This window comes from Paenibacillus sp. FSL H8-0259 (genome assembly GCF_037963255.1).
Lineage (GTDB): Bacteria > Bacillota > Bacilli > Paenibacillales > Paenibacillaceae > Paenibacillus_AQ > Paenibacillus_AQ phytohabitans.
On the sequence record NZ_CP150147.1, the window covers coordinates 2155589 to 2179536 of the forward strand.

Annotated in this window: 19 protein-coding genes; 15 read left to right on the plus strand and 4 right to left on the minus strand. The window is 52.5% G+C overall.

Features of this window, described 5'->3' with window-relative positions:
- Positions 1 to 16: 16 nt before the first annotated feature.
- The 12 genes from NSU01_RS09155 (at position 17) to NSU01_RS09210 (ending at position 13649) form a co-directional block, all read left to right on the plus strand.
- Entirely contained in the window at positions 17 to 451 is a 435-nt protein-coding gene (locus tag NSU01_RS09155; RefSeq protein ID WP_042134969.1) for a hypothetical protein, read from the plus strand.
- Positions 438 to 3071, plus strand: coding sequence for an alanine--tRNA ligase (alaS, locus tag NSU01_RS09160; RefSeq protein ID WP_076242596.1), 2634 nt, complete (start codon positions 438 to 440; stop codon positions 3069 to 3071). The genes NSU01_RS09155 and alaS overlap by 14 nt, the downstream gene beginning before the upstream one ends.
- Positions 3072 to 3390: 319 nt before the next feature.
- Complete coding sequence (locus tag NSU01_RS09165; protein WP_036696603.1) at positions 3391 to 3666, plus strand: IreB family regulatory phosphoprotein; 276 nt, start codon at positions 3391 to 3393, stop codon at positions 3664 to 3666.
- Positions 3666 to 4082, plus strand: a complete 417-nt coding sequence (gene ruvX / locus NSU01_RS09170) for a Holliday junction resolvase RuvX (protein WP_042140895.1) — start codon at positions 3666 to 3668, stop codon at positions 4080 to 4082. Before NSU01_RS09165 ends, ruvX begins: the two co-directional genes overlap by 1 nt.
- A gap of 13 nt (positions 4083 to 4095) precedes the next feature.
- On the plus strand, positions 4096 to 4404 hold the full coding sequence (locus tag NSU01_RS09175; protein WP_036696606.1) for a DUF1292 domain-containing protein: 309 nt from the start codon (positions 4096 to 4098) through the stop codon (positions 4402 to 4404).
- Positions 4397 to 4705, plus strand: coding sequence for a DUF1292 domain-containing protein (locus tag NSU01_RS09180; RefSeq protein ID WP_039295631.1), 309 nt, complete (start codon positions 4397 to 4399; stop codon positions 4703 to 4705). Before NSU01_RS09175 ends, NSU01_RS09180 begins: the two co-directional genes overlap by 8 nt.
- Before the next feature lie 134 nt (positions 4706 to 4839).
- Positions 4840 to 5886, plus strand: coding sequence for an endolytic transglycosylase MltG (gene mltG / locus NSU01_RS09185; RefSeq protein ID WP_081969892.1), 1047 nt, complete (start codon positions 4840 to 4842; stop codon positions 5884 to 5886).
- 48 nt (positions 5887 to 5934) lie between these two features.
- Complete coding sequence (locus tag NSU01_RS09190; protein ID WP_076242597.1) at positions 5935 to 6867, plus strand: peptidase U32 family protein; 933 nt, start codon at positions 5935 to 5937, stop codon at positions 6865 to 6867.
- A gap of 261 nt (positions 6868 to 7128) precedes the next feature.
- Entirely contained in the window at positions 7129 to 8451 is a 1323-nt protein-coding gene (locus NSU01_RS09195) for a U32 family peptidase (protein WP_042134976.1), read from the plus strand.
- Between the two features lie 610 nt (positions 8452 to 9061).
- Positions 9062 to 11260 (plus strand): methyl-accepting chemotaxis protein, encoded by a 2199-nt coding sequence (locus NSU01_RS09200; protein ID WP_336101555.1) that lies wholly within the window; start codon positions 9062 to 9064, stop codon positions 11258 to 11260.
- Between the two features lie 238 nt (positions 11261 to 11498).
- Positions 11499 to 12563 carry a LacI family DNA-binding transcriptional regulator gene (locus tag NSU01_RS09205; RefSeq protein ID WP_076242599.1) on the plus strand — a complete coding sequence of 355 codons (1065 nt, stop codon included), beginning with the start codon at positions 11499 to 11501 and terminating at the stop codon, positions 12561 to 12563.
- A 123-nt stretch (positions 12564 to 12686) separates the two neighbouring features.
- Positions 12687 to 13649, plus strand: a complete 963-nt coding sequence (locus tag NSU01_RS09210) for an alpha/beta hydrolase (protein WP_231575314.1) — start codon at positions 12687 to 12689, stop codon at positions 13647 to 13649.
- A gap of 114 nt (positions 13650 to 13763) precedes the next feature.
- Here NSU01_RS09210 and NSU01_RS09215 read toward each other — a convergent pair whose 3' ends face one another.
- The 3 genes from NSU01_RS09215 to NSU01_RS09225 are packed head-to-tail and all read right to left on the minus strand — an operon-like array spanning position 13764 to position 17159.
- Entirely contained in the window at positions 13764 to 14936 is a 1173-nt protein-coding gene (locus NSU01_RS09215) for a glycosidase (RefSeq protein ID WP_076242600.1), read from the minus strand.
- On the minus strand, positions 14936 to 16150 hold the full coding sequence (locus NSU01_RS09220; RefSeq protein WP_076242601.1) for an AGE family epimerase/isomerase: 1215 nt from the start codon (positions 16148 to 16150) through the stop codon (positions 14936 to 14938). The genes NSU01_RS09215 and NSU01_RS09220 overlap by 1 nt, the downstream gene beginning before the upstream one ends.
- Before the next feature lie 46 nt (positions 16151 to 16196).
- The gene (locus tag NSU01_RS09225) at positions 16197 to 17159 is read right to left on the minus strand and encodes a 1,4-beta-xylanase (RefSeq protein ID WP_076242602.1); all 963 of its coding nucleotides are present in this window, start codon (positions 17157 to 17159) and stop codon (positions 16197 to 16199) included.
- 266 nt (positions 17160 to 17425) lie between these two features.
- On the opposite strand from NSU01_RS09225, the gene NSU01_RS09230 reads away from it, so the two are divergent.
- The 3 genes from NSU01_RS09230 to NSU01_RS09240 all read left to right on the plus strand — a co-directional run bounded on the left by NSU01_RS09230 (position 17426) and on the right by NSU01_RS09240 (position 22608).
- Complete coding sequence (locus NSU01_RS09230) at positions 17426 to 18448, plus strand: glycoside hydrolase family 130 protein (protein WP_042134986.1); 1023 nt, start codon at positions 17426 to 17428, stop codon at positions 18446 to 18448.
- Between the two features lie 182 nt (positions 18449 to 18630).
- Complete coding sequence (locus NSU01_RS09235) at positions 18631 to 20694, plus strand: methyl-accepting chemotaxis protein (RefSeq protein ID WP_144025965.1); 2064 nt, start codon at positions 18631 to 18633, stop codon at positions 20692 to 20694.
- Between the two features lie 108 nt (positions 20695 to 20802).
- Positions 20803 to 22608: a penicillin-binding transpeptidase domain-containing protein gene (locus NSU01_RS09240; protein ID WP_076242604.1), complete on the plus strand. Its 1806-nt coding sequence runs from the start codon at positions 20803 to 20805 to the stop codon at positions 22606 to 22608.
- Here NSU01_RS09240 and NSU01_RS09245 read toward each other — a convergent pair.
- On the minus strand, positions 22569 to 23795 hold the full coding sequence (locus NSU01_RS09245; RefSeq protein ID WP_076242605.1) for an AI-2E family transporter: 1227 nt from the start codon (positions 23793 to 23795) through the stop codon (positions 22569 to 22571). The genes NSU01_RS09240 and NSU01_RS09245 overlap by 40 nt on opposite strands.
- Positions 23796 to 23948: the final 153 nt, after the last annotated feature.

Sequence of the window (23948 nt, forward strand, 5' to 3'; positions counted from 1 at the left end):
AAGAGCTGTAAATCTCTTGATGAAGATTGACAGAACCAAAGCCGCTGGCTATACTGAAAATGTTAAAATGCAAATCGGACAAAACGTTGATGAAAACAAGTACGCCGGAGAATGGCTCCATCAGAGAACAGGTTCCTTTGCGGATTCCCCGCAATTGGCTGTGAGAACCTTGAAGACAGGCCGGCAGAAAGCTAGTTTCGGAGTGCGGGGACAATCCCGCCGGGGGGCACCCGTTAACAGCCGCACAAGGCGATCGTCTGCAATAGTCCGCTTTCTCACGGAACAAGGCGATAACCAGGGTGGTACCGCGATAATCATCGTCCCTGAATCTAATTCAGGGGCGTTTTTTGTTTTTGATTTTTCGGGTAACTTTTGGGGCAACAATGAGATTTCCGGCCAAAGTGCCGCATTAAATGATGAGACGGGAGCTGTACATGATGAAAGCAAGTGAAATCCGTTCCAAATGGCTGCAGTTTTTTGAGAGTAAAGGTCACCGCATTGAGCCGAGCGCCTCGCTCGTGCCGCACAATGACCCATCGCTGCTGTGGATTAACGCAGGTATGGCGCCGCTGAAGGCCTACTTCGACGGCCGGGAGATTCCTGAGAATCCCCGCCTGACCAACTCACAGAAATGTATCCGTACCAATGATATTGAGAACGTAGGCAAGACGCGCCGTCACCACACGTTCTTCGAGATGCTGGGTAACTTCTCCATCGGCGATTACTTCAAGGAAGAAGCGATTACCTGGGCTTGGGAATTCCTGACCGGCAAGGAATGGATCGGCTTTGACGGCGACCGGATTTCCGTTACCGTGTATGCAGAGGACGAAGAAGCGTTCAAGCTGTGGAATGAAAAAGTCGGTCTGCCTGCAGAACGCATCATCAAGCTGGGCGACGAGAACTTCTGGGACATCGGTGAAGGACCTTGCGGCCCTTGCTCGGAGATCTTCTATGACCGCGGCGAGGCTTACGGCAGTGATATGAGTGATCCTGAGATGTATCCGGGCGGCGAGAATGAACGCTGGCTGGAAGTGTGGAACCTCGTGTTCTCGCAGTTCAACCATAACAAGGACGGCAGCTACACACCGCTTCCTAACAAGAATATTGATACCGGCGCAGGTCTGGAACGCTTCGCTTCCATTCTGCAGGATGTGGACTCCAACTTCGACACTGACCTGTTCCAGCCGATTATCCAGAAGACTGCCGGACTTGCCGGTGTAACCTACAAGGATAATGTTGAACAGGATATCGCGCTCAAAGTCATTGCCGACCATGTGCGTACCGTTACTTTTGCAGTAGGTGACGGAGTGCTTCCTTCTAATGAAGGACGCGGCTACATTATCCGCCGTCTGCTCCGCCGTGCCGTGCGCTACGGCAAGACTCTGGGACTGGACCGCCCGTTCCTGCATGAGCTGACAGAGACAGTGGGCGACATCATGGGAGTGTATTATCCTTCCGTAGTGGAGAACCGTGAATATATTGCCAAAATCATCCGGTTGGAAGAGGAACGCTTCCACGAGACACTGTCCGACGGTCTGGCTATCCTGGGCGAGATCAGCGCCAAAGCCAAAGGGGACGGACTGAGTACCATTGCCGGCGCTGATGCGTTCAAGCTCTATGACACTTACGGATTCCCGTTTGACCTGACAGAGGACTTCGCTTCCGAGCAGGGGCTTACGGTAGACCGTGAAGGCTTCGATGCTGCGATGCAGGAGCAGCGTGACCGCGCCAGAGCAGCCCGCCAGGACAGCGCCAGCATGAAGATTCAGGGCGGAGCACTTGCCGAGCTGACGGTTAAAAGTGAATTTGTTGGATATAATGACACGGTAACCGAGTCAAAAGTGCTGGCGATTGTAGTTGACGGCGCACTTGCTGATGTCGTCAGTGAAGGCGCCCAGTGCCAGGTTATCCTTGAAAAGACTCCGTTCTATGCGGAAAGCGGCGGCCAGGTCAGCGACACCGGACTTTTGACCGGCGGCTCTGTGACTGCCAAGGTTACCGGACTCTTCAAAGCTCCGCATGGCCAGCATGTGCATCTGGTTACTGTCGAAGCCGGAGACCTGAAGGTTGGAGATACGGTCCGTGCGGAAGTGAACCGTGCCGAGCGTGAGGATATCGTGAAGAACCATACGGCAACCCACCTGCTGCACAAAGCGCTGAAGGAAGTGCTTGGCGGCCATGTCAACCAGGCAGGTTCTTTAGTAGAAGGTTCACGCCTGCGCTTTGACTTCTCGCATTTCGGAGCCATCACTCCGGAGGAGCTCAGCGATATCGAACAACGCGTGAACGCCCAGATCTGGCGCGGCCTCGATGTTGTCATTGAGAATAAGCCGATTGATGAAGCCAAAGCTATGGGAGCGATGGCGCTCTTCGGTGAGAAATACGGCAATATCGTCCGTGTCGTGCAGGTCGGCGACTACAGCCTGGAGCTGTGCGGCGGATGCCACGTAGCCAATACATCGCAGATCGGAATCTTCAAGCTGCTCAGCGAGAGCGGCATCGGTTCCGGTGTGCGCCGGATTGAAGCGGTGACTGGCCGCTACGCCTACCAGTTCACGGAGAGCCAGCTGGATCTGCTGAAGCAATCGGCAGCACTGCTGAAGTCCTCGCTGGGCGATGTGCCTAAGCGGATCGAAGCCCTGCATGCCCAGGTTCGTGAGCTGGGCCGCGAGAACGAATCGCTGCAGTCCAAGCTGAGCGCAACCTTTGCAGCTGAGCTGACCAGCAGTGTAATTACAGTTGGCGGCGGCACACAGCTGTTGGCAGTATCCGTGCAAGCCGGCAATATTGATGCTCTGCGCTCGACTGCCGATGAACTGAAATCCAAGCTTCCGGATGCCGTACTGGTGCTCGGCGCAGTAATGGATGACAAGGTGAACTTTGTGGTTGCTGTGCCGCAGGACCTGGTGAAGAAAGGCTTCCACGCCGGCAAGCTGGTCAAAGAAATCGCTGCGGTCTGCGGCGGCGGCGGCGGCGGACGTCCGGACATGGCACAGGCTGGCGGCAAGGATGCCTCCAAGCTGGGCGAAGCCCTGAAGAAGGCCGAAGAGCTTGTAGCTGCATTGGCTTAACGGATTGCCTGAAATAGCTGAGAAATTCCCCGGATAAAGATACAGCGGTACTGAGGGCAACATATCAGTACCGCTGCTTTATTCACAAAATGTATAATTTTTGGGGTTATTCATTATTGACCCGGGGCTTGCAATAGCTTAAAACCCAAAAAAACATCTATTTTTGTAGATAAAATACCAAAAAAAGCGCTTTTACAGTGGCAGGATTTCCTCGTTGGGCCATGAATATGTTATGATGAAGGCAGCAAGTAAGCTGTACAGCAGCAACTTTGCGAAGCCGCCCGAATAGGGGTGATTTTGCAGAAGGAAGGTGTCACAAATGGACTCCATGGACAAAACGGTCAAATTCAATGTGAAGGGCGACGAAAAGGAAGCTTCTCCCCAGGAAATTTTACTCGCCGTGTACGACGCGCTGGTGGAGAAGGAATATCATCCGATCAACCAGATCGTAGGGTATCTACTTTCCGGAGATCCGGCTTACATTCCGCGCCACAACAATGCGAGAAGTTTGGTCCGGAGAAAAGAACGTGATGAGCTGATTGAGGAACTGGTCCGGTTCTATCTGGCCAATCATCGGGTGGACCAGCCGAAATGATGAAGAAGCTGGGACTGGATTACGGCGACCGCAGAATCGGTGTCGCCACAAGCGATATTTTCGGGTGGACAGCGCAGGCTTTGGAGACTATTGAGCGGCGCGGAAACGGCAACGAATTCGACCGTATCCGTGAACTGGTCAAGGAGTACGAAATCGGTGAGATTGTCGTTGGGCTGCCGAAGAATATGAACGGCTCAGTAGGACCCCGTGGTGAAATTTGCATCGAATTCGCAGACCAGCTGCGGGAGCAACTTGATTTACCCGTACACCTTTGGGATGAGCGTCTGACGACGGTATCTGCTGAGCGGGTGCTGATTGAAGGGGACGTCAGTCGGAAGAAACGCAAGGGGATTGTGGACAAAATGGCCGCAGCCCTGATATTGCAAAATTTTTTGGATGCTAACAGTAAAAGGTGAGGGGTGTGCGGATATGACAAACGAGCAGATCGGCCAAGAAGAAGAACCGGAAATTATCTATATTCCTGATGAGGAAGGTAATGAAGAGGAATTTGAGGTCATCATGAAGTTTGAAGTCGACGGATCGGACGCGAAGTATATGATGGTGGTTCCACTGGATTCTGAGGATGAAGAGACTGATGAAGTCTATGCGTTCCGTTACGAAGAAGACGGCGACGACTTGCAGCTGTTCATGATTGAGAATGACGAGGAATGGGCTATTGTAGAAGAAACCTTCAATACTTTGGTAGACGAGCTGGATGGAGGAGCGGAGAATGACTGATTTTTCCGCTGATCAAGCGGTATGGACTTCGAAGCTTAAAGAAGTATACGGAGAAACAGTAGAACTGGAAGATGAGCAGGGCAAGTCTTCCGTTTACGATATTATTGCTGAATTTGCTGTCGGTGACCGTGCTTATGCTGTTTTGGCCGGTTCAGGAAGAGCTGCGGAGCAGGAAATTCTGCGGATCGTGGTTTCCCCTGACGGGCTTCCTGAGCTGGAGAGCATTATGGACGATGAAGAGTGGGAGGATGTTTCCGAGCTGTACGATGAGCTTACCTTCCCGGCTGAAGATACCGAATAAAGTCATAGCATTAGCACGGAAGAGGGCGGATTTTTTTCCGCGCTCTTTTTGCTTGGAATGCAGGAAATAAAAAAAGTGTTGAATTTAAGACAATACAATTTTATACTTTATAGTCGGAAAGTGAGGCGTAACATTTGAAAGCCGTGATCCGCACTGTGCTTATTATAATCCTTGTCCTGGCAGCTGCTGCAGGGGGAGGAGCATGGTATATCTGGAATGGAATGCAGCCGGTGGAGCCCGCAGGGCCGGCCGTGACGGTTACGATAGAGAAGGGTATGGGAAGCTCGCAAATTGCCGACCTGCTCGAAGAGAAGGGAATTATCAAGAAAGGATTATTTTTTAAAGGGTATTTAAAGTGGGTCCAGGAAGGCTCCAGCTTCAAGGCAGGAACCTATAACGTGAGTCCGGGCGACACTTATGATACCTTGATCAGCCGGATGAATGCAGGGGATGTCGTGAAGGAAGATACCGTTGTATTCACGATACCCGAAGGGTATACGGCGACTCAGGTTGCAGATAAGCTGGCTGAAGCGTGGAACCAGAAGGCAGAGGTTTTCCTGCAGTTGATTGACTCAGGTGCGGGCCTTGAGGCAGTAGGGACTTTAGGAATCCCGGAGAATAAGGAGCTGCGGCACCGTCTTGAAGGGTATCTGTTCCCGGAAACCTATGAGCTGGCCAAGGACAGTACTCCGCAGGAGGTCATTGAAGCCATGCTGGAGCAGCTGGTGAAGAAGCTTGACACGATCCCTGAGTGGAAGGCGAAGCTGGCGAACCGTGGACTTACATTGCATGAGCTGATGACGGTTGCTTCGCTCGTAGAACGTGAGGTGGTAGTGAACGAGGAACGTCCGCTGGTCGCCGGTATTATTTATAACAGACTGGACAAGGGGCAGAAGCTGGAGATTGATGCTACGGTCCAGTATTTGCTGGACAAGCAGAAGGAGCGGCTCTACGAGAAGGACCTGAAGGTGGACAGCCCTTATAATACGTACAAGCAGGAAGGATTGCCGCCTGGACCGATCAGCAGCCCGGGGCTTGCTTCTATTGAAGCCGCAATGACTCCGGAGGTATCGGAGTATTTCTTCTATGTCACCAAGAAGGATGGTTCCCAGGCGCATTTATTCGCCAAGACCTACAAGGAACATTTAGCCAATATCGAAAAAAGCAAACAAAATCAGTAGGAAAAGAGCTACAATAGTATTGATGCGATAGGCACAGGAGGTAACACAATGAATAACAAACCGGAGCTGCTGGCGACAGCAGCCTCGCTGGAAGAAGCGGCAGCTTTGCTTGCGGCAGGCGCAACTGCGCTGCTGATCGGAGATGACCGTTTCGGCATGCGGCTCGCCGGGCATTTCTCGCTGGAAGATACTGCAGCAGCTGTAAAGCTTGCACATGATGCAGGCGGTAAGGTGTACGTAAGCATAAACGGGCTGATCTCCAATAAAATGCTGGAAGAGCTGCCGGCTTACATCAAAGCAATCGGCGAATTGGGTGTAGACGGGGTCGAATTTGGAGACCCTGCTGTCCTGGCAACTGTGAAGGCTGAAGCGCCAGGGCTGAAGCTGCACTGGAATGCGGAAATGACCTCCACCAATTACGCCACAGCCAACTATTGGGGCAGTAAGGGAGCTTCGCGGGTTGTCTTGGCACGTGAGCTGAATATGGATGAAATGACCGAAATGGTACCTCATCTGCAAGTCGAGGCTCAGGTCCAGGTGCATGGCATGACGAATATTTATCATTCCAAGCGTAAGCTGGTAGCCAGCTATATGTCTCATCAGGGGCGGCCGGGTGATGGCGGCAGTCTTGGCAAGGAGCGCGGGCTTTTCCTGATCGAAGCGGAACGGCCGAATGAGAAGTTCCCGATATATGAGGATGAGAATGGAACGCATATTATGAGCTCGGACGATATTTGTATTCTTGAGGATCTGCATTTCCTGCTGAAGGCTGGTGTGCACAGCCTGAAGATTGAAGGGCTGCTGAAGCCGGTGGCTTATAATGTAGCTGTGGTTAAGGCTTACCGCCATGCCATTGACTTGTATTCCGCTGATCCGGCTGAATATGCTTACGATGAGGCCTGGATGGATGACATCCGGGCGCTGCAGGACCCTGAGCGTGAACTGTCGTTCGGCTTCTTCTACAAAGAACAGGTATATTAAAATATATAAAAAGCATTGTCTCAGCTTTTGCAATGGATTGTCTAGGCTACATTATGGTGTAAGCAGCGGAGGGGAAGTTTGAACTGGAGGAGCGCCAGCGTTCGCCTTTGTCTGCGGATTTCAACCGCTAAGCGGTATAAATGAAGAAATCTGCAGACAACAGCGACCGGAAGTCCAAACATTCCCCGCAGTTGCGCCCTCACACCAAATGCCGGCCGTTCAATCTTGCAGCAGCTGAGACAATTAGGAGGGAGAACAGGAATGGGAACTATGACCAAGCCCCAATTCAAGGGCAAACGTTACCGTCTGGACAAACCGGAGCTCCTGGCTCCGGCAGGAAACTTAGAAAAATTGAAATTCGCCGTGCATTATGGTGCGGATGCAGTATATATTGGAGGACAGAAATACGGCCTGCGCTCGGGAGCGGATAATTTCACTTTTGAGGAAATGCGCGAGGGCGTTGAATTTGCCAAGAAATATGGCGCCAAAGTATTCGTAGCGACGAATATCTATGCTCACAATGAAGACATCGCCGGAATTGAAGAATACCTGCGTAACTTATATGAAGCCGGCATTGCTGCCATTATTGTAGCGGATCCGGTGATTGTGGATACCGCGCTTCGCCTGGTACCGGGTCTTGAGGTACACCTCAGCACCCAGCAGTCCACGCTCAACTGGCAGGCAGTATCTTTCTGGAAGCAGGAAGGACTGCCGCGGGTCGTGCTTGGCCGGGAGACCAGCCTGGAGGAGATTGCCGAGATCAAGCAGCATGTGGACATCGAGATCGAGAGCTTCATCCACGGTGCAATGTGCTCCTCGTATTCCGGACGTTGTGTATTGTCCAATCACTTTACAGACCGCGATTCCAACCGCGGGGGCTGCTGCCAGTCCTGCCGCTGGAAATACGACCTGTTCGAAGATGGCCGTCCGGAAGGAACCTGGGTATCGGAAGAGGACCAGGCAGTGGCGCCTCAGGCATTGCAGCCTGGCGTAACCCAACTGCCGCTGCATCAGCCGGAGGATAATCCGTTCTCGATGGGTTCGAAGGATTTGTGCATGCTGGAGAGTATTCCTGAGCTGATCGAAGCCGGGATTGACAGCTTTAAGATCGAAGGCCGGATGAAGTCGATCCATTACGTGGCAACGGTGGTCAATGCCTACCGCAAAGCGATTGATGCCTATATGGCGGACCCGGAAGGTTATGTGCTGAAGCCGGAATGGCTGGAGGAGCTGCAGAAGGCGGCTAACCGACCGCTCAATACAGGCTTCTTCTACGATACGCCGGATCATGAGGATCATATTTATGAGCCGGAGGAAAAAGCGGCACCTTATGATTTCGCCGGCCTGGTGCTGGAATATGATGCGGAGAGCGGCATGGCACTTGTCCAGCAGCGCAATAACTTCAAGCCGGGCCAGGAAGTGGAATTCTTCGGACCGGATGACACCTTCTTCAAGCAGACTGTCGGCGAGCTGTGGGACGAGGCGGGGAATCCGCTGGACGTTGCCCGTCATCCGCTACAGCGGGTGCGAATGAAGGTCGACCAGCCGGTAGCTTACTTTGACATGATGCGTAAAAGAAAATAAAGTCATAGGAATGATTTAAAGGGATGCCCTTCTTCTGGAAGGGCGTCCCTTTTTGCGTATATTCCTTGGAATCCGCCGGAAAGCAGGCTGGTTCTGAATAAGGATGAATGTGGAATGAACTTTTCCGGCTGCTCTCCCGGGAGTAGAATGCTTCCTCTTCCTGAACCCGGACTGAGATGCCGTTATTTTGCTGAAAGCCTGCCTAATCTGGATGAAGCGGACTGAGAATTCTTTATCTTGTTCTTCTAAGCTTCAAATGAGCTGATTCAGAGCAATTAACGGAATCTCAGTCCTCCTCACAAGCCGATACGTCCATGGAGCGTCTGCCAGGTTCCGGCTGGAAAATCATGCAGCCGGGGAGCTTCATACGCTCCGGTTCGATTAACCCGTAGGGGGATTTTAGTTCTAGACCAAAATACTTATGCAGTTCGACAAAAACATAAAAATTCTGAAGTAATTTCTATCAAATACTAAGAAAAATGAGCCTTTGTGCCGATATATATCACAGGTAACGCTTACATACGTCTTCTAATCTAATTGGCAGGTGATTGTAATGGGGGCTCCAAATCCGGAGAGCGACAGAGACAAACCGAAAGAGAGAAGGATTAAAGTGGGAAAGAACAGTAAAAAGCCTAAGGTTATACAAAAGGCTGAGACAGGCCAAGCAGGTGATACCCAGTCAACAAGTAAAGCGGCAGTTCAAAAACTAACTTTAAAGAACGTACTGAATGGTTCAGTACGCCAGGTTAAGAGAGTTAACCCGCTGAAATCAGTTGGTGTTAAGCTTTTCCTGATATTCTTATCTTCTATTGTGATTGTTGTACTGTTCCTGGGGATTCTGTCTTACAACAAAGCCAAGAATACCATTAAGGATAATGTTTCCGAAGCCAACCGGCAGACGATTATCCAGACTTCCGAGAAGCTTGATATTACCTTGAAGCAGTATGAAAATTTGGCACTCCAGCTGTATTTCGATACGCAAATGCAATCGAATCTGACTGAGCTTGCCGCTGCTGCGAGCAGTTATGATAAATTTGTGGCTACAGATGCCATCAGCAAGAAGCTCTCGAGCCAGACTACAACAGATTCCAATATCGTAGCGATCTCACTGATTCCAGAGGATCCTGCGATGACGATCATATCGAGCGGGAGCTCCGGTCTTACCGTGGACGGCTTAAGAGATCAGGAATGGTACAAGACTGCTGTCAAAAATTCAACCTCATATGAGCCATACTATACCTCGGAAGCGAAGTCCGCACAGAACTACTGGTTCCCGACTTCCGTTGAAGGCGATGGCGGCAAGAATATCGCAATGGTCAGATCGCTCAAGAACCTGGGCTCCAATGCAGGTTATGTTGTTTTGCTTGAGCTTAAGAGCACTCTGCTTGAAGAAGCCTTCGAGAGCGTGAAGCTTGGGGACGGTTCGCGGATTCAGCTGGTATCACCGGAAGGAATGGTAGTTGCTTCTTCCGTACCGGCAGAGGACGGCAGAGTCTCAGAGCTTAACTTTATTATGGAGAGCAAGAAGAACAGCGAGAGTCAGGAAGCTAAGGATGCGAATGGCAAAGATGTCCTGGCTGTCTACAACCCGATGGAGAAGGCGGACTGGAAGCTTGCAGGAGTTGTTCCTACCGGCCAGCTGGTTAAGGCTGCCACTCCGATTCTGTTCACAACATTCATAGCGGCTGGAGCTGCAGCTCTGCTTGCCATTCTGGTCGGCTTCTGGATGGTACAGATGATTGCCAAGCCGTTGGCACGTCTGAAGGATCTTATGGTTCAGGGGGCTCAGGGTGACCTTAGCGTCCGTACAGAGTATGTCTCGAAGGATGAGATTGGAGATCTGTCCGCCTCCTTCAATCTGATGATGGGACGGATCACCGAGCTGGTTGCCCAGACAACGGAAACTGCGCGCGAGGTGCTTGAAACAGCCAATGATCTGGGCGACGCTTCCCGCAAGACGGCGATTTCTGCCAAGGAGATTGCTGCTGCTACGGAAGAGATTGCCGGCGGTGCCGGAAGCCTGGCGCAGGAAGCGGAACGCGGCAATGAGCTGACGGATCTGATTGCTACGCAGATGCAGAGTGTTATTGCTGCTAATGCCGAGATGGACCAGGCCGCCCGCGGAGTAGGGGAAGCCAGCGGACACGGTGCCAGCCAGCTCGAAGAGCTGCTGGAACAGACTGGCCGCACCGGTGAGATGACCAGCGCACTGGTGGACCGGGTCAACAACCTGAAGGACACGGTATATTCGGTGATTAAGGTACTGGATGTCATGAAGAATATTACCCAGCAGACGAATATCCTGTCTCTAAATGCAACGATTGAAGCGGCAAGAGCGGGTGAAGCAGGCAGAGGCTTCATGGTGGTTGCTGGTGAAGTCCGGCAGCTCGCTGACCAATCCAAGCAGTCTATCGCCCTGGTTGCCGGCATTACAGACAAGATTATGGCTGAAATGGATGAGACAGTAGCCGTATTGTCAGAAGTGGCCCCGCTGTTCAAGGAACAGATGAGTTCAGTCAAGAGTACCAGTGATATCTTCGTATCGGTGAAGGGACAAATGGAAGACTTCATTACCAGCCTGGAATCGGTCACCGGTGCCATCGACAGCCTGAATCATTCCCAAGGCGTATTGTCCGATGCCATGAGCAATGTAAGTGCGGTTGCACAGCAGTCTTCTGCTACTTCTGAAGAAGTTGCTTCCCTCAGCAATGAGCAGCAGAATGTTAGTGATCAGCTCGTATCGCTGTCCGGTAAGCTGCAGAGTGCATCGACACAGCTGGAGAGCAAGCTGTCACTGTTTAAGATATAGTCAGGCGGCAACGTACAATAACAAATTAAATCGTTCCGGGCATATATCCGGGCATATAAATTACTGCATTCCGCCGCTTCTTTCCATCCGGGAAGGAGCGGTTTCTTTATGCTTGTGCATCGGTTCGCGACCCCGTATAATTATTTTGTTAGCTAAATGTTATGATTTCCGAAAAAGTTAGCAACACTGAATAAAGCTCGTTATGCGAAACCGTGAATAGTATCTGGAGGTCTTATATATGGCTAAGAAAGTCACTATGCAAAAAATCGCCGACCATCTCGGCGTTTCCAAGTTTGTCGTGTCCAAATCCCTGTCCGGCAAAGGCGGCGTCAACGAAACTACCCGGGAGCGGGTCATTCAGGCGGCTTCGCAATTAGGCTATTTCACTCAAAAGAATGCCTATGTTCAAAGCATCAAACGTCCTCCGCAGTCTGCGGACAGTGACCGGAACAAACAGTCTGTGCTGGTGCTGATGCCTAATATCCGTTCGCAAACCCAGGATTCCCTGTATTGGGGGAAGATTGTAGACGGCATTGCACTGGCGCTGGACCAGGAAGGTCTGGGTATGGTCATAGTCTCTGAGCACCGGACGGATAACTTCGTCAATATTCTCAACCCTAACGGACTGCTCGGGCTGATTGGCGTGGGCCAGATCTCGACCTCACTGCTGCTGGAGGTGCACCGCATCGGCCTGCCGATGGTGCTGATTGACCATGAAGATCCGCTTATTCCAAGCGATACCGTATTCGCCAATAATACGGATTCCATGACCCGGCTCAGCAATCACCTGATGGGCACGGGGCATACAGAGCTGCATTTTATCGGGAATATCCGCTATTCCCGCAGCTTCCGTGACCGCTGGATCGGCTTCCGCAGCGCCCTGGAAGAGAATGGAATGAAGACGCCTGCCGGCGATGATGAAATGCTGCAGCTGGAGGGAATGGATGATGGAACTTTTGATGAGAGCTTTAAGCAATGGCTGCAGAGACGCAAGAAAACCAAAAGTCTGCCAACCGCACTAGTGTGTGCCAATGATTTCATTGCGCTCACCATTAGTGATGTGCTCAAAGCAGAAGGCTTTGTCATCCCGGGTGAAGTTTCGGTAACCGGCTTTGACAATATTGAGGACGCCACACGGGGGGTTCCCCCGCTCACTACTGTTCATGTTCCGAAAGAGGCAATGGGCCGGGCGGCTGTAGAGAAGCTGCTGAACCGTATCCATAACCCTGCCGCACCGCTGGAGAAGATCCTGATTGCTGCCGACATTGTCCACCGGGATTCGGTGGCTGGACCAAGAGCATAGTTGGAGTTATATTGTATTTCGTGCAGGATAATCGAAGGTAAAATAGGAAATGTCCCGGTTATAGTTTCTCTTTTTGGCCTGAGCACACGCCTATATAATTTGGACATCAGTTAAGAGAAGGGTGTGACGTTACACATGGCCGCGATTCCGCAGAACGAGCAGGCTCTGCACCGGTTCATTTCAATAATCTGTTCACCGCTGTCCATCGTTCAATATGTCCTTACGAAGCGTGATGCTCTAACCTACAAGCCTCCTGGAGAAATGATTCCTGTGCAGGATGCCTGCCTTCATGCCCATGTTATGGGAAAGGGAGAACACACCGTAATTCTGGAAGCGGGTATGGGCGGATCATCCCTGGACTGGTCAATGGTGCAGCCGGAGCTGTCGCTGTATGCCAAGGTAGTCTCGTATGACCGGGCAGGCCTGGGCTGGAGCGGGAGCGGCAGCCAGCCGGAAAGTGCAACCTGCAGGAAATACGTCCGGGAGCTCAGGGAACTGCTGAAGGCAATGGACTGCAAGCCTCCCTATATTCTGGTGGGACATTCCTATGGAGGCATGATTGTGAGATGTTTTGCGGGGGAATATCCGGATGAAGTGGAGGGGCTGCTGCTGGTTGATGCTGTACATGAGAGCCGTTATCTTACGGATGAAATGAGCAACCGCCGGAAACAGCAGCGGGAGGCGAACAGACGGCAATATAAGCTGGGTTATCTGTTGGCGCCTGCGGGGATTCCCCGCTTGCTTAGAAGGCCTGTAGGAGGGCGGAGACTCCCGGCAGCTATCCAAAAAAACGCCTCAAGTCTGGGATACCGCAAGAGTGCTTACCGGGCCGCATATGCAGAACTGCTCTGCGCGGAAGAGAGTGCCCTGCAGCTGAAGGCGGCAGAGCCGCTAAGCAGCAAGCTGCCCATTACGGTGCTTAGCGCAGGCAGTCCGGATGAAGAATGGAAGCAGGGCCAGCAGCGCTTAGCCAGGCTGACCCCAAATGTACAGCATATTACCGAAGAAGATCCCCGGCATTCCATTCCCATTCACAGACCGGAGACGGTCGTTAAATACGTCACCGAATTATTGAATACCTTATAGCCAGCGGCTCAAACGAATAAAAGGCAGTACCGGCAGAGCATTCTGCAGGTACTGCCTTTTTACTGGTATAAGCGCTTCGTGCAATCTGCCCTCAGACGGATATTACAGCTGTAATTACAGCTGGAGATTCCGGTCAATCAGGGCAATGCGCTGCTGGACACAGGCATAAGAGCGGAGCGGATCTTCAGGAGTATTCAGCACATAATCAAGCATTTGATCTACCGTAGTGGTAGCCACATGAATCCGGGTGTCGGAGGAAGCGTAGTAGATATAGATGTCCCCGTTGTCCCGGGCGATTATGCCGTTGCAGAATACAACGTTGGATACATCGCCGACGCGTTCTTCACCGTCCGGAGCGATGAAATGTCCGCCGGGAGTATGGGTTACCCTGTTCGGCTCATCCAGATCGGACAGGAATGCGTACAGTACATAACGTAGTCCCGCAGCAGTGTTGCGGACACCGTGGGCGATGTGCAGCCAGCCTTGAGGGGTTTTGACCGGCGCCGGGCCCTGGCCGTTTTTCACTTCCTTGATCGTATGATAATAACGCTGATCCATAATGGATTCGCTGGTAATTACAGCATTCTCAATGGTATCGGACAGTCCCCAGCCGATGCCGCCGCCGGAGCCTGCATCAATGAACCCATCCTGCGGGCGGGTGTAGAAGGCATATTTGCCGTCTACGAATTCAGGATGCAGCACTACATTACGCTGCTGGGCAGAGCCGGTCTTGAGGTCAGCCAGACGTTCCCAGGTCTTCAGGTCCTTAGTGCGGGTGATTCCGCACTGGGCAACTGCACTGGACAGATCGCCGTGCGGGGCAGCGGGATCTTTGCGCTCGGTGCAGAACAGGCCGTAGATCCAGCCGTCGGCATGTTTCACCAGACGCATATCGTAGACGTTGATATCCGGTTCTTCAGTTTCCGGCAGGACAACCGGATGATCCCAGAAGCGGAAGCCGTCTACACCGCTGTCGCTCTCGGCTACAGCGAAGAAGGATTTGCGGTCATTCCCCTCGACACGGGCCACAATGTAGAACTTGCCGTCCAGCTCAATGGCTCCCGGGTTGAAGATGCCGTTCACGCCGATCCGTTCAGCGAAATAAGGATTGGTTGCCGGGTTAAAGTCATAACGCCAGATCAGCGGCGCATGTTCCGCTGTGAGCAGCGGGTATTGATAACGGTCATAGGTACCGTTGCCAAAGGGAACCTTCTCATTTTTGCGGCCAATCAGTGATTCATATCGTTCTGTTAACTGCGCCTTGCGTTCTGTGAATAATGTGCTCATTATTTAGTCTCCTTTGAGGTTGTTGTCAGTCTTCCGATCATTTCAAAGCAGGCTCTGCTGTTATGATAAGGGCATTTCCAGGCACTGACCTTGGATGCATGCGCCAGCGGCTGCAGGGATTCATCAACGGCCCAGAACCACTCGCCTAATGTATGATCGACCATGTAGCTGTTAGTGAACGTCCAGGCTGCCTCAGCAGCATCGCGGAACCTCGGATCTCCGGATAGCTGGTAGGCATTATAGAAGCCGACGATCGCTTCGGCCTGCGGCCACCAGTCTTTATTCTTATCCAGCAGCCCGTTCGAATCCGCCTCATTCCAGATTCCGCCGTCAGCGTCAATGCCTTCAGCCAATGTTGCTTCGGCCATGGACAAAGCCACACTGCGCACCCGGTGCAGCAGCTCCTCATCCCCAAGCACTTCAGCCGCTTCGACCAGGAGCCAGCTGCCTTCGATATCATGACCGTAGGAGATATGGTCGGACTTGATATTCCACTCTTCATCCAGGAACAGATGGAAATGCTTGCCCTCCTTATCAATGATGTGGAGGAGCATGACCTCAATCAGCTCAGCCAGCCGGGTCCGCAGCTCTTCGGATTTCCACACACGGTACAGGCCGGTGTAGCCTTCCAGCACATGCAGATGGGTGTTCATCGATTTCTTCTCATTCATGTCCTTGCTGCTGAGACTCAAATTCTCTGTCATCTGCCACTGCTCAGAGAGGGCTTCGATATAACCTTTATTAAGCGGATCATAGCCGTATTGCTCGACCAGACGGAACAGTGCAACAGCCTGATCGAGTGCATCCTGGCGTCCGGTAGCATGATGGAACTCAGCCAGGGCGTAGATGGCGAAGGCCTGGCCGTAAATTTGTTTTTTGCGTTCGGAAGGGGCGCCCAGCGCATCTACCATCCAGTAATAGCCGCCGTATTCGGCGTCGGTGAAATATTGAAGCAAATAGGCGTGGGCCCGTTCAGCCATAGTCAGGTATTCAGCGTTGCCATACATGCGGTAAGCGCTCGCAAAGGTCCACAGAATCCGCGCGTTCAGCACCAGGCTTTTTCCGGCCTCCGGATTGATATTCATCTGGTTATCTATTTCACCTACGAATCCGCCATGCTTATCATCCAGGGTATGCTTCATCCAAAAGCTGAGGATATTGTCTTTCAGCTCTGCTTCCATTTCATTCCGCCAAATCTGTGGCGATTTCGTCATATGGTTGTTCACTCCTAAACAGTAATGGTAGATATTGAAATCAAGGCTATAAGGTAGGCGGGGATTTCGTCTTGGAACTGTAATACTCTTCAATAATGCCTGCCGCCGGCTTGCCGTACATGCAGTAATCATCGTTGCCTGTTGCTTCGTCCAGCGGATAGAGCTGTGCCGGCCAATCCCACAGCATGAAGCCCTGTACCCAGTCCCGCTTCCCGCAGGCGCCGAACATGGCAAGGTAGAACCGGCTCTGCTCTTCAAGATCCGGTCCGCCCTTAAGACTCCAGTCATTCGGGATGGCGGCACTGCCGGTCCGGCTGGGGCATCCCGCTTCCATGAAGAAGAAAGGCTTGCCGTGTTTCATGACCACCGCCTCAATCCGGTCAAGCTGTACTTCCCAGTCCTGCTCGGGATAATAGCCGCTCGAAGAGATTACATCAAGCGCATCCCACCAGCTCACGTTATCCTCCTGATACTTATCGCAGTTGTAGGTGATTACACCGCTGTATACCTTGCGGACTTCGGCAATCAGGGCACGCCATTCTGCGGCCCGCCGGTCCGTCTGGACCAGCTCACAGCCGACACAGAACATCTCGCAGCCGCTCTCTTCGGCAAGCACAGCATAATGAAGGATAAAGGCTGTATAGGAACGGAACCACTCTGACCATTTCGGCTCGCAGGGAACATCCTTGTCGAAGAAGTTGATATGAGCCCGCCATGTGCCGTCTGCACAATTCACAATGGGCTTCAGGCAGACCTTCAGTTCAAGTGATTTTGCCTGGCGGATGGCCCAGCGTACCTCTTCATCACTGACCGTGGGTTCTGACCAATAGGGGATCTCTGTAGATTGCGGGGTAGCTTGAAGTGCGCTGAATGCGATGGCGGTCCAGTTCGCACCGGTAGACCTTTTCATCAGCTCCATGGAAGACTCCGCTGCATCATTGGCCCAGGTTCCCCGTCTGCCCATGAACCCCCAGGTTACGCCTCCGATATACTCGCTAAGCAGTGACATGTGGTAACCTCGCTTTGCTGTAGAATGAACAAAAAATATAGTGTATAAAACAAAAATAATAATTTTTTTGTATTTTGTTATTATGTTATTGTTATTTAACGATAACAAGAATACAATTAAGTTATAACGCTTTTTATGAATGTTTTCAAGGGGGAATTGTGCGGGAAGCCTGAAACCGGCCTCTATGTATGTCCATTCTGCGGAGTGGACGGAATCATCAGTCAACTGCAGCCGCGGCTGCGCCAATCTGAAAGGAGACTATTGCTATGAGAGAAGTTCAACTGACCGGAAGTAACATTCCGAATATGCCTTGGCAGGACAGACCGGAAGGAAATGAGAATCCGGTATGGAGACACAGTGACAACCCGGTCATCAAACGCAATCCGGCCAAAGGGGTTGCACGTATTTTCAATAGTGCGGTAATTGCCTATGAAGGAAGCTTCCTCGGCGTATTCCGGGTAGAGGATAATACGACCCGCCCTCATCTGCGTATGGGCCATAGCCATGACGGACTGGACTGGAAAATTGAAGACGCTCCCATTCCGTTCATTGATGAACAAGGCAACCCCTACATGCCGAGATATGCCTACGATCCGCGTCTGGTTAAGGTTGAAGATACGTACTATATTATCTGGTGTACGGATTTCTACGGCGCCGCCATCGGTGTAGCCAGAACGCAGGACTTCAAGACCTTCGTCAGCCTGGAAAATCCATTCCTGCCGTTCAACCGCAACGGCGTGCTGTTCCCTAAGAAACTTAACGGCAACTTCGTGATGCTCTCCCGTCCAAGCGACAGCGGTCATACCCCGTTTGGCGATGTCTTCCTGAGTGAGAGTCCTGACTTCGTCTACTGGGGCAAACACCGTCATGTGATGAGCAGAGGCGGACAGGGCTGGTGGCAGAGCACCAAGATTGGCGGCGGTCCCGCCCCGATTGAAACCTCCGAAGGCTGGCTCATGTTCTACCATGGTGTAACTGGAACCTGCAACGGGCTGGTGTATAGCATGGGTGCGGTTATTCTGGATAAAGACGAGCCGTCAAGAGTCAAATACCGCTCAAGGAACTTCGTGCTTACACCGGAAGAATGGTATGAGGAGAGAGGCTTCGTGAACAATGTGCTCTTCCCGTGCGCGACCTTGAATGATGCCGAAACGGGCCGCATTGCCATCTACTACGGGGCGGCTGATACTTATGTAGGTGTTGCATATACGACAGTGCAGGAAATCGTCAACTACGTGATCGACACCCATGAAGAGGTTGGCGATGATGCGGATTTAGGGAAAATCTAGGCGAAATCTAGATCGGATAAGGCGGCAAAGGCCTTTTTCACCTGACACCGTTGGTCCGCATTCTATGGTACTCATCTCATACAACAAAATCACAGCGTTACAAGATCTGATGGTATATTATTAATACTGGCCTTGTGCGGAATCATTCCCTACAAGAATACAGCAGATCCGGCGGTGATTTTTTGAGCAAGTCAACAGTTCGCGGTAAAAGTATTCTTACTCGGCTGCATCCCTCCAAGTCGCTGGGGGTGCGGCTCTTTCTCGTGTTTTTCGTTGCGACGATGGGAATCGTCCTGTCTTTGGGCTATACATCCTACTCTGTTGCCAAACAAACAATCGAGAACAATGCACTGTCCGCTAATCAGCAGACAGTCGAGCAAACGGCAGAGAAGCTTGATGTAACTCTGCTGCGCTTTGAAGATAATCTGGGCCAGCTGTTCTACAATAAGGATATCCGGCAGGCAGTCTCGGAAGAAAGTACTGCTGCTGCAGGCGGGGGGACGGAACAGGCCGCTGTGATCAGCGGCCAATTGAACCATTGGCTCTCTGCAGTTACTAATGTGCAAGCGGTTTATCTGATTCCTCTTAATGAAGCGCTGCCTGCCGCGTCAGCGGGGGCTGTGGACAATGAATTCCTGGCGGGTGTCCGCGAAGCTTCGTGGTACAAGCAGCTGCAGGATAAGCCGCAGGGCTTGTGGATTACCGAGGCCCTGAAGCAAGGGGAAGCAGAAGGCGTGGTCCATTTCGCCAAGTCCGTAGCGGGGGAAGAGGGAAGCTTAGGATACATAGCGGTCTGTGACATCAAGACTACGGAGCTGGCCAGCCACCTCAGCAAAGTCGATCTGGGGATGGATTCTTATATCCAGCTGCTGACTACCAAAGATGAGATGATTGCCTCTTCCCAGCATCAGGAGACAGACACTTACTTGCGTCTGGGAGGGACCCTGTTCAAGGGACTCAGCGAGAGCTCAGGCTCCCTGCCGACCAAGGATGAGAAGGGCAAATCCATTCTTGCCGTGTATGGTACACTGCAGAGCTCGGGCTGGAGACTGCTTGGCGTTGTCCCTTCCGAGAATCTGATTAAAGATGCGGGCCGTATCCTTAACACCACTTACATAGCAGTGGCTGCCGCTGCCGTCATCGCTATTCTCATTGGCCTCTGGATGGTAAGGATGGTCTCACGGCCGCTGTCGCGTCTGCGGGACCTCATGTTCCAAGGGGCAGAAGGTGACCTGCGTGTGCGTACAAAGGTAGTCTCGCATGATGAAATCGGCCAGCTGTCAGGCTCCTTCAATATGATGATGGAACGGATCACAGAGCTGGTCGTGCACACCAATGAGACTGCACGTGAAGTACTGGAGACCGCAGATGCCCTGGGCAATGCATCCCGTGAGACCGCAGTGGCCACACAGGATATTGCCGCAGCAACTGAACAGATTGCCGGCGGTGCAGGAAATCTGGCGCTGGAAGCAGACCGCGGAAATGAGATGACCGCCCGGATCTCCGAGCGGATGGATGCGGTGATTGCTGCGGCCCAGGAGATTGGCGGGACCGCACATAACGTACAGGCGTCCAGCAGGGAAGGTGTCGTCAAGCTGCAGGAGCTGCTGGGCAGAACGCATGAGACCGGCGATAGGACAGGGAAGCTCGTCATTAAGGTCAATGAACTCAAGGATACCACCTCGTCAGTCATCCGGGTGCTTGAGGTCATGCAGAACATTACCCAGCAGACCAATATTTTATCGCTTAATGCTACTATTGAAGCAGCCCGGGCAGGCGAAGCAGGCAAAGGCTTCACCGTGGTCGCCGATGAAATCCGTCAGCTGGCTGAACAGTCCAAGCGTTCCATTGCAGTAGTGGCTGAGATTACCGACAGAATCATGAATGACATGCATGAGACTGTAGCCGCATTATCCGAGGTGGCACCGTTGTTTGGAGAACAGATGACCTATGTTCAGAGCACCAGCGAGATCTTCGTCAGTGTACAGGGGCAAATGAATCATCTGATCACCCGGCTGGATTCCGTGTCAACATCCATTGACGGACTGAACCACTCGCAGAGAGTGCTGTCCGAGACGATTGGCAATGTCAGCTCGTTTGCGGAAGAATCCTCTGCCGCCTCCGAGGAGGTTGCATCCCTCACCGGCGAGCAGGAGAGCGTAAGCGAATATCTGGTCAATCTCTCCGCCAAACTGGAGAATGCCTCGTCCAAGCTCAATGAACGATTGTCTAAATTTAGCGTGTAAGCTGCGAGTATTAACCGCTTTTCCTTCTGGGGAAGCGGTTTTTTTGCGGTTTGGGGTGGGCATAATAGAACCCATAGTTCCGCAGCCCACTTGATGGAGGAATAACACTTGCAGAAGCTGGTTCACAAACGTATATTTTGGAGTCTGCTGATCCTGTCTGTGCTCGTTGCAGGCTTGATCATCAGACTGGCCTGGGTCCAGCTGCTGCTGAAGAATCAGCAGGTAAGCAGCAGCGGGTACACGATGGCACAGATGGCTGAAATTCAGAGCGAGCGGGAGACAGTGCTGGACAGCGGACGGGGCCGGCTCTATGACAGGAACGGAGAACCGCTGGCCGGAGAGACTGTGTGGACAGCGGCGCTGTTTCCGCAGGAAGAGTCACTTCCGCTGCATACGGTTACCGGGGAGCCTGCCGGGGATAACCAATTGCACCGCCTGGCAGAAATTCTTGGGGTCAGCTACAACCAGCTGCAATCCAGACGCACAGGACTTAAGGAGCCGCTGCTCTGGCCCTCCGGCAAGGGGGACACTCCGCTGGCATTGTCGTTGTCAGAGGCCCGCGAAGTGGAAGAGCTGGGAATTGAGGGGGTTAAGGCGCTGCCCTTTGCCCGCAGATATGATGGAGCCGCTTCAGGGCGGCAATGGCTTGGTTATTTGTCTGAAGCTTCGGGTGAAGCCCTCCGGCAATCACCGACAGGTCTGCGGATTCCGCGTACAGGTACGGACGGGCTGGAGAAAACACTGGAGCCGCTGCTGCAGGGAGTGGGGCATACAGAGGCGGTTGCCCAGGTGGATGCCAGGGGCAACCGTGTTCCAGGCAGTCCGATTGTAGTCAAAGCACCGGGGAATCCTTATTACCCGCTGTCTTTATATACCACGATTGATAAGAAACTACAGGAGAGTATTGAGCAGCTGGCCGCAGAAGCAGGCGTGAAGGAGGGAGCCGTTGTAGTCCTGGATAGCCAGAACGGCGATATTGCCGCGATGGTCTCCTTGCCGTTCTACAACCCGGAGCAGATCTCGCCGCAAGGGGGCGAATGGAACAACCGGGCGCTGCAGGCAGCGGTACCCGGGTCCATCTTCAAGATAGTCACTGCCGCTGCTGCCCTGGAGGCCGGATTAACTTCACCGGAGGAACCGTTCTATTGTAAAGGAGAATACGGGAAATACGGATTAACCTGCCTGAACGGCAAAGGACACGGCGCCCTTACGATGGCGCAAGGGTTCGCCGTGTCCTGTAATACCGTGTTCGCCACGCTTGCCGAGCGGCTTAGTGGAGCACAGCTTAATGCTGCTGCTCTGGCTCTGGGCCTTGGCCGGGACATCGGCTGGCAGGCGGAGAATACGCTGGGCCTGCCGCTGCTCCGGCCGCTCTCCGGGGAGCAGGCGGGGACGATCTTCACCACGCTGCTGCCGGATGACGGCGGGGTCAGGGTGCAGACTGCAATCGGCCAGCGCGATGTGCGGATTACACCGCTGCAGGCGGCGAATCTCGTAGTCACGCTGCTGCATGGCGGGGAGGTTAGAGCGCCGCGTATTCTGCAGCGGGTTGCTTTTGCCAACGGCCAGATGCTGAAGGAGCTTCCGGGACATCTGGCCCCTGCGCCGCAGGGCAGAATATCCGGGGCAACCGCCCGCGTGCTGCTGTCCATGATGCGTAAAGTGGTGACAGAAGGAACAGGCCGGACGCTGCAGGGCCTTGAATGGCCGGTCGCCGGCAAATCAGGCACAGCGCAGACCCTGGTCAAAGGCGTGGCCCGCAATAATCAATGGTTCATCGGCTATGGCCCGGTAGACCATCCGAGATATGCTGTATCCGTTGCTGTCGAGAACGTGGCTCCAAGCAGTCCGCAGGCAGCTGTCAAATTATTCGGTCAAGTATTTGAGCTGCTGTCCGGGTCAACGGGGGCCTGAGTACCGACTGTGCCTGCTGTACCAGCCGAAGCTGTACCAGCCGTATTACCCGGTACAGGGCCGCCGGCTGTGGAGGGTTCAGAAGCGGCAAACGGAGACACGATGAATTCCTCCTGCGGCAGATAGATCCAGCGCTGCAGATACCCCTGCTGAATCAGCTCCTTGAGCAGGATCAGCAGGATCGGCGACAGAATAAGGCCAGCGATGCCAAATACAGAGGAAGACAGAATTACGAAAGATAACATCAGGAAAGCCGAGGAGACGCCGATCGAATTTCCGGTGATTTTGGGCTCCAGCAGCTGCCGTATAACCATCACCACTGCCAGCAGAATGATCAGACCGATGGCAAGTGAGGTATTGCCGACAATGAACAAATAGATAATCCAGGGGATCAGAATCGCCGGTACTCCGAGTAGTGGCAGCAGGTCGAACAAGGCGCAGATCAGAGCCAGAGTAAGAACATTTCCAGTCTGCAGAATCAGCAGTCCGGCGAGAACGATCACGAAGGTGATGCTGATCAGAATCAACTGGGCTTTTAGATAAGAACCGATAGCCTTGAACACATTCCCCTGCAGGAAAGCGTAAGCCGTCTTAAAGGTCTTGGGCAGCTTGTCATGGGCGATCCGGCGCCAGTCCTTAATCTCCATACTGAGGAAAAAGGCCAGAATAATCGCAATGCCGAAATTAGCCATAAAGGAAGAGAAGGAGCCAAGCACACCGATCATATATTTAAAGAAGGTGACCATCCACGTCGAGAGGACATTGGTCGCATCGGTGAAATAACCGTTCAGCTTATCTGTGAGATCGGGCGGGAGCGCATCAATTTTTTGCTGGAGATAGGTGGTAGCCTCAGTAAAATGCTGCTGGACTATGTATGTATATCTGGGCAGATTGTCCTGGAATTGAATGACCTGAGTCGTAATCAGCAGTCCGGCAGCAAATAATGCGCCAAGCAGGATCACTAAGAAGAGTACCACGGAGATAGCGGAGGCGAAAGGCTTAGCCATTCCCTTGCGGTTCAGGAACCGGGCCAGCGGCTCAATCAGCAGGAAGACAAAAAAGGACAGGAACACAGGAGCGGCCAGCTGATACAGCTTACTGAATCCCAGCATCACGAGATATAGCGTCAGAATAACCAATCCGATGTCGAAAAAAGTGCGCCAATATTTTTTGTACAGCGGCAGCATAGAGATAAACGACTCCTTTTTTAGATAAATTTACAATAATCACTTCAATTCATTGTACACGATTTTAATAAAAAAGCGTCTATTTCTTTGGCAGCTGTGTTAAAATAGGGGGTAACGTTTTTTTTAAATGTACTACTTGTCGCCACAACGGTA

What these genes read in the sequence shown, in the direction of transcription:
- alaS (WP_076242596.1), top strand. Translation starts at nt 438, where the DNA reads ATGAAAGCAAGTGAAATCCGTTCCAAATGGCTGCAGTTTTTTGAGAGT.
- NSU01_RS09165 (WP_036696603.1), top strand. Translation starts at nt 3,391, where the DNA reads ATGGACTCCATGGACAAAACGGTCAAATTCAATGTGAAGGGCGACGAA.
- ruvX (WP_042140895.1), top strand. Translation starts at nt 3,666, where the DNA reads ATGAAGAAGCTGGGACTGGATTACGGCGACCGCAGAATCGGTGTCGCC.
- NSU01_RS09175 (WP_036696606.1), top strand. Translation starts at nt 4,096, where the DNA reads ATGACAAACGAGCAGATCGGCCAAGAAGAAGAACCGGAAATTATCTAT.
- NSU01_RS09180 (WP_039295631.1), top strand. Translation starts at nt 4,397, where the DNA reads ATGACTGATTTTTCCGCTGATCAAGCGGTATGGACTTCGAAGCTTAAA.
- NSU01_RS09190 (WP_076242597.1), top strand. Translation starts at nt 5,935, where the DNA reads ATGAATAACAAACCGGAGCTGCTGGCGACAGCAGCCTCGCTGGAAGAA.
- NSU01_RS09195 (WP_042134976.1), top strand. Translation starts at nt 7,129, where the DNA reads ATGGGAACTATGACCAAGCCCCAATTCAAGGGCAAACGTTACCGTCTG.
- NSU01_RS09205 (WP_076242599.1), top strand. Translation starts at nt 11,499, where the DNA reads ATGGCTAAGAAAGTCACTATGCAAAAAATCGCCGACCATCTCGGCGTT.
- NSU01_RS09215 (WP_076242600.1), bottom strand. Translation starts at nt 14,936, where the DNA reads ATGAGCACATTATTCACAGAACGCAAGGCGCAGTTAACAGAACGATAT.
- NSU01_RS09220 (WP_076242601.1), bottom strand. Translation starts at nt 16,150, where the DNA reads ATGACGAAATCGCCACAGATTTGGCGGAATGAAATGGAAGCAGAGCTG.
- NSU01_RS09225 (WP_076242602.1), bottom strand. Translation starts at nt 17,159, where the DNA reads ATGTCACTGCTTAGCGAGTATATCGGAGGCGTAACCTGGGGGTTCATG.
- NSU01_RS09230 (WP_042134986.1), top strand. Translation starts at nt 17,426, where the DNA reads ATGAGAGAAGTTCAACTGACCGGAAGTAACATTCCGAATATGCCTTGG.
- NSU01_RS09245 (WP_076242605.1), bottom strand. Translation starts at nt 23,795, where the DNA reads ATGCTGCCGCTGTACAAAAAATATTGGCGCACTTTTTTCGACATCGGA.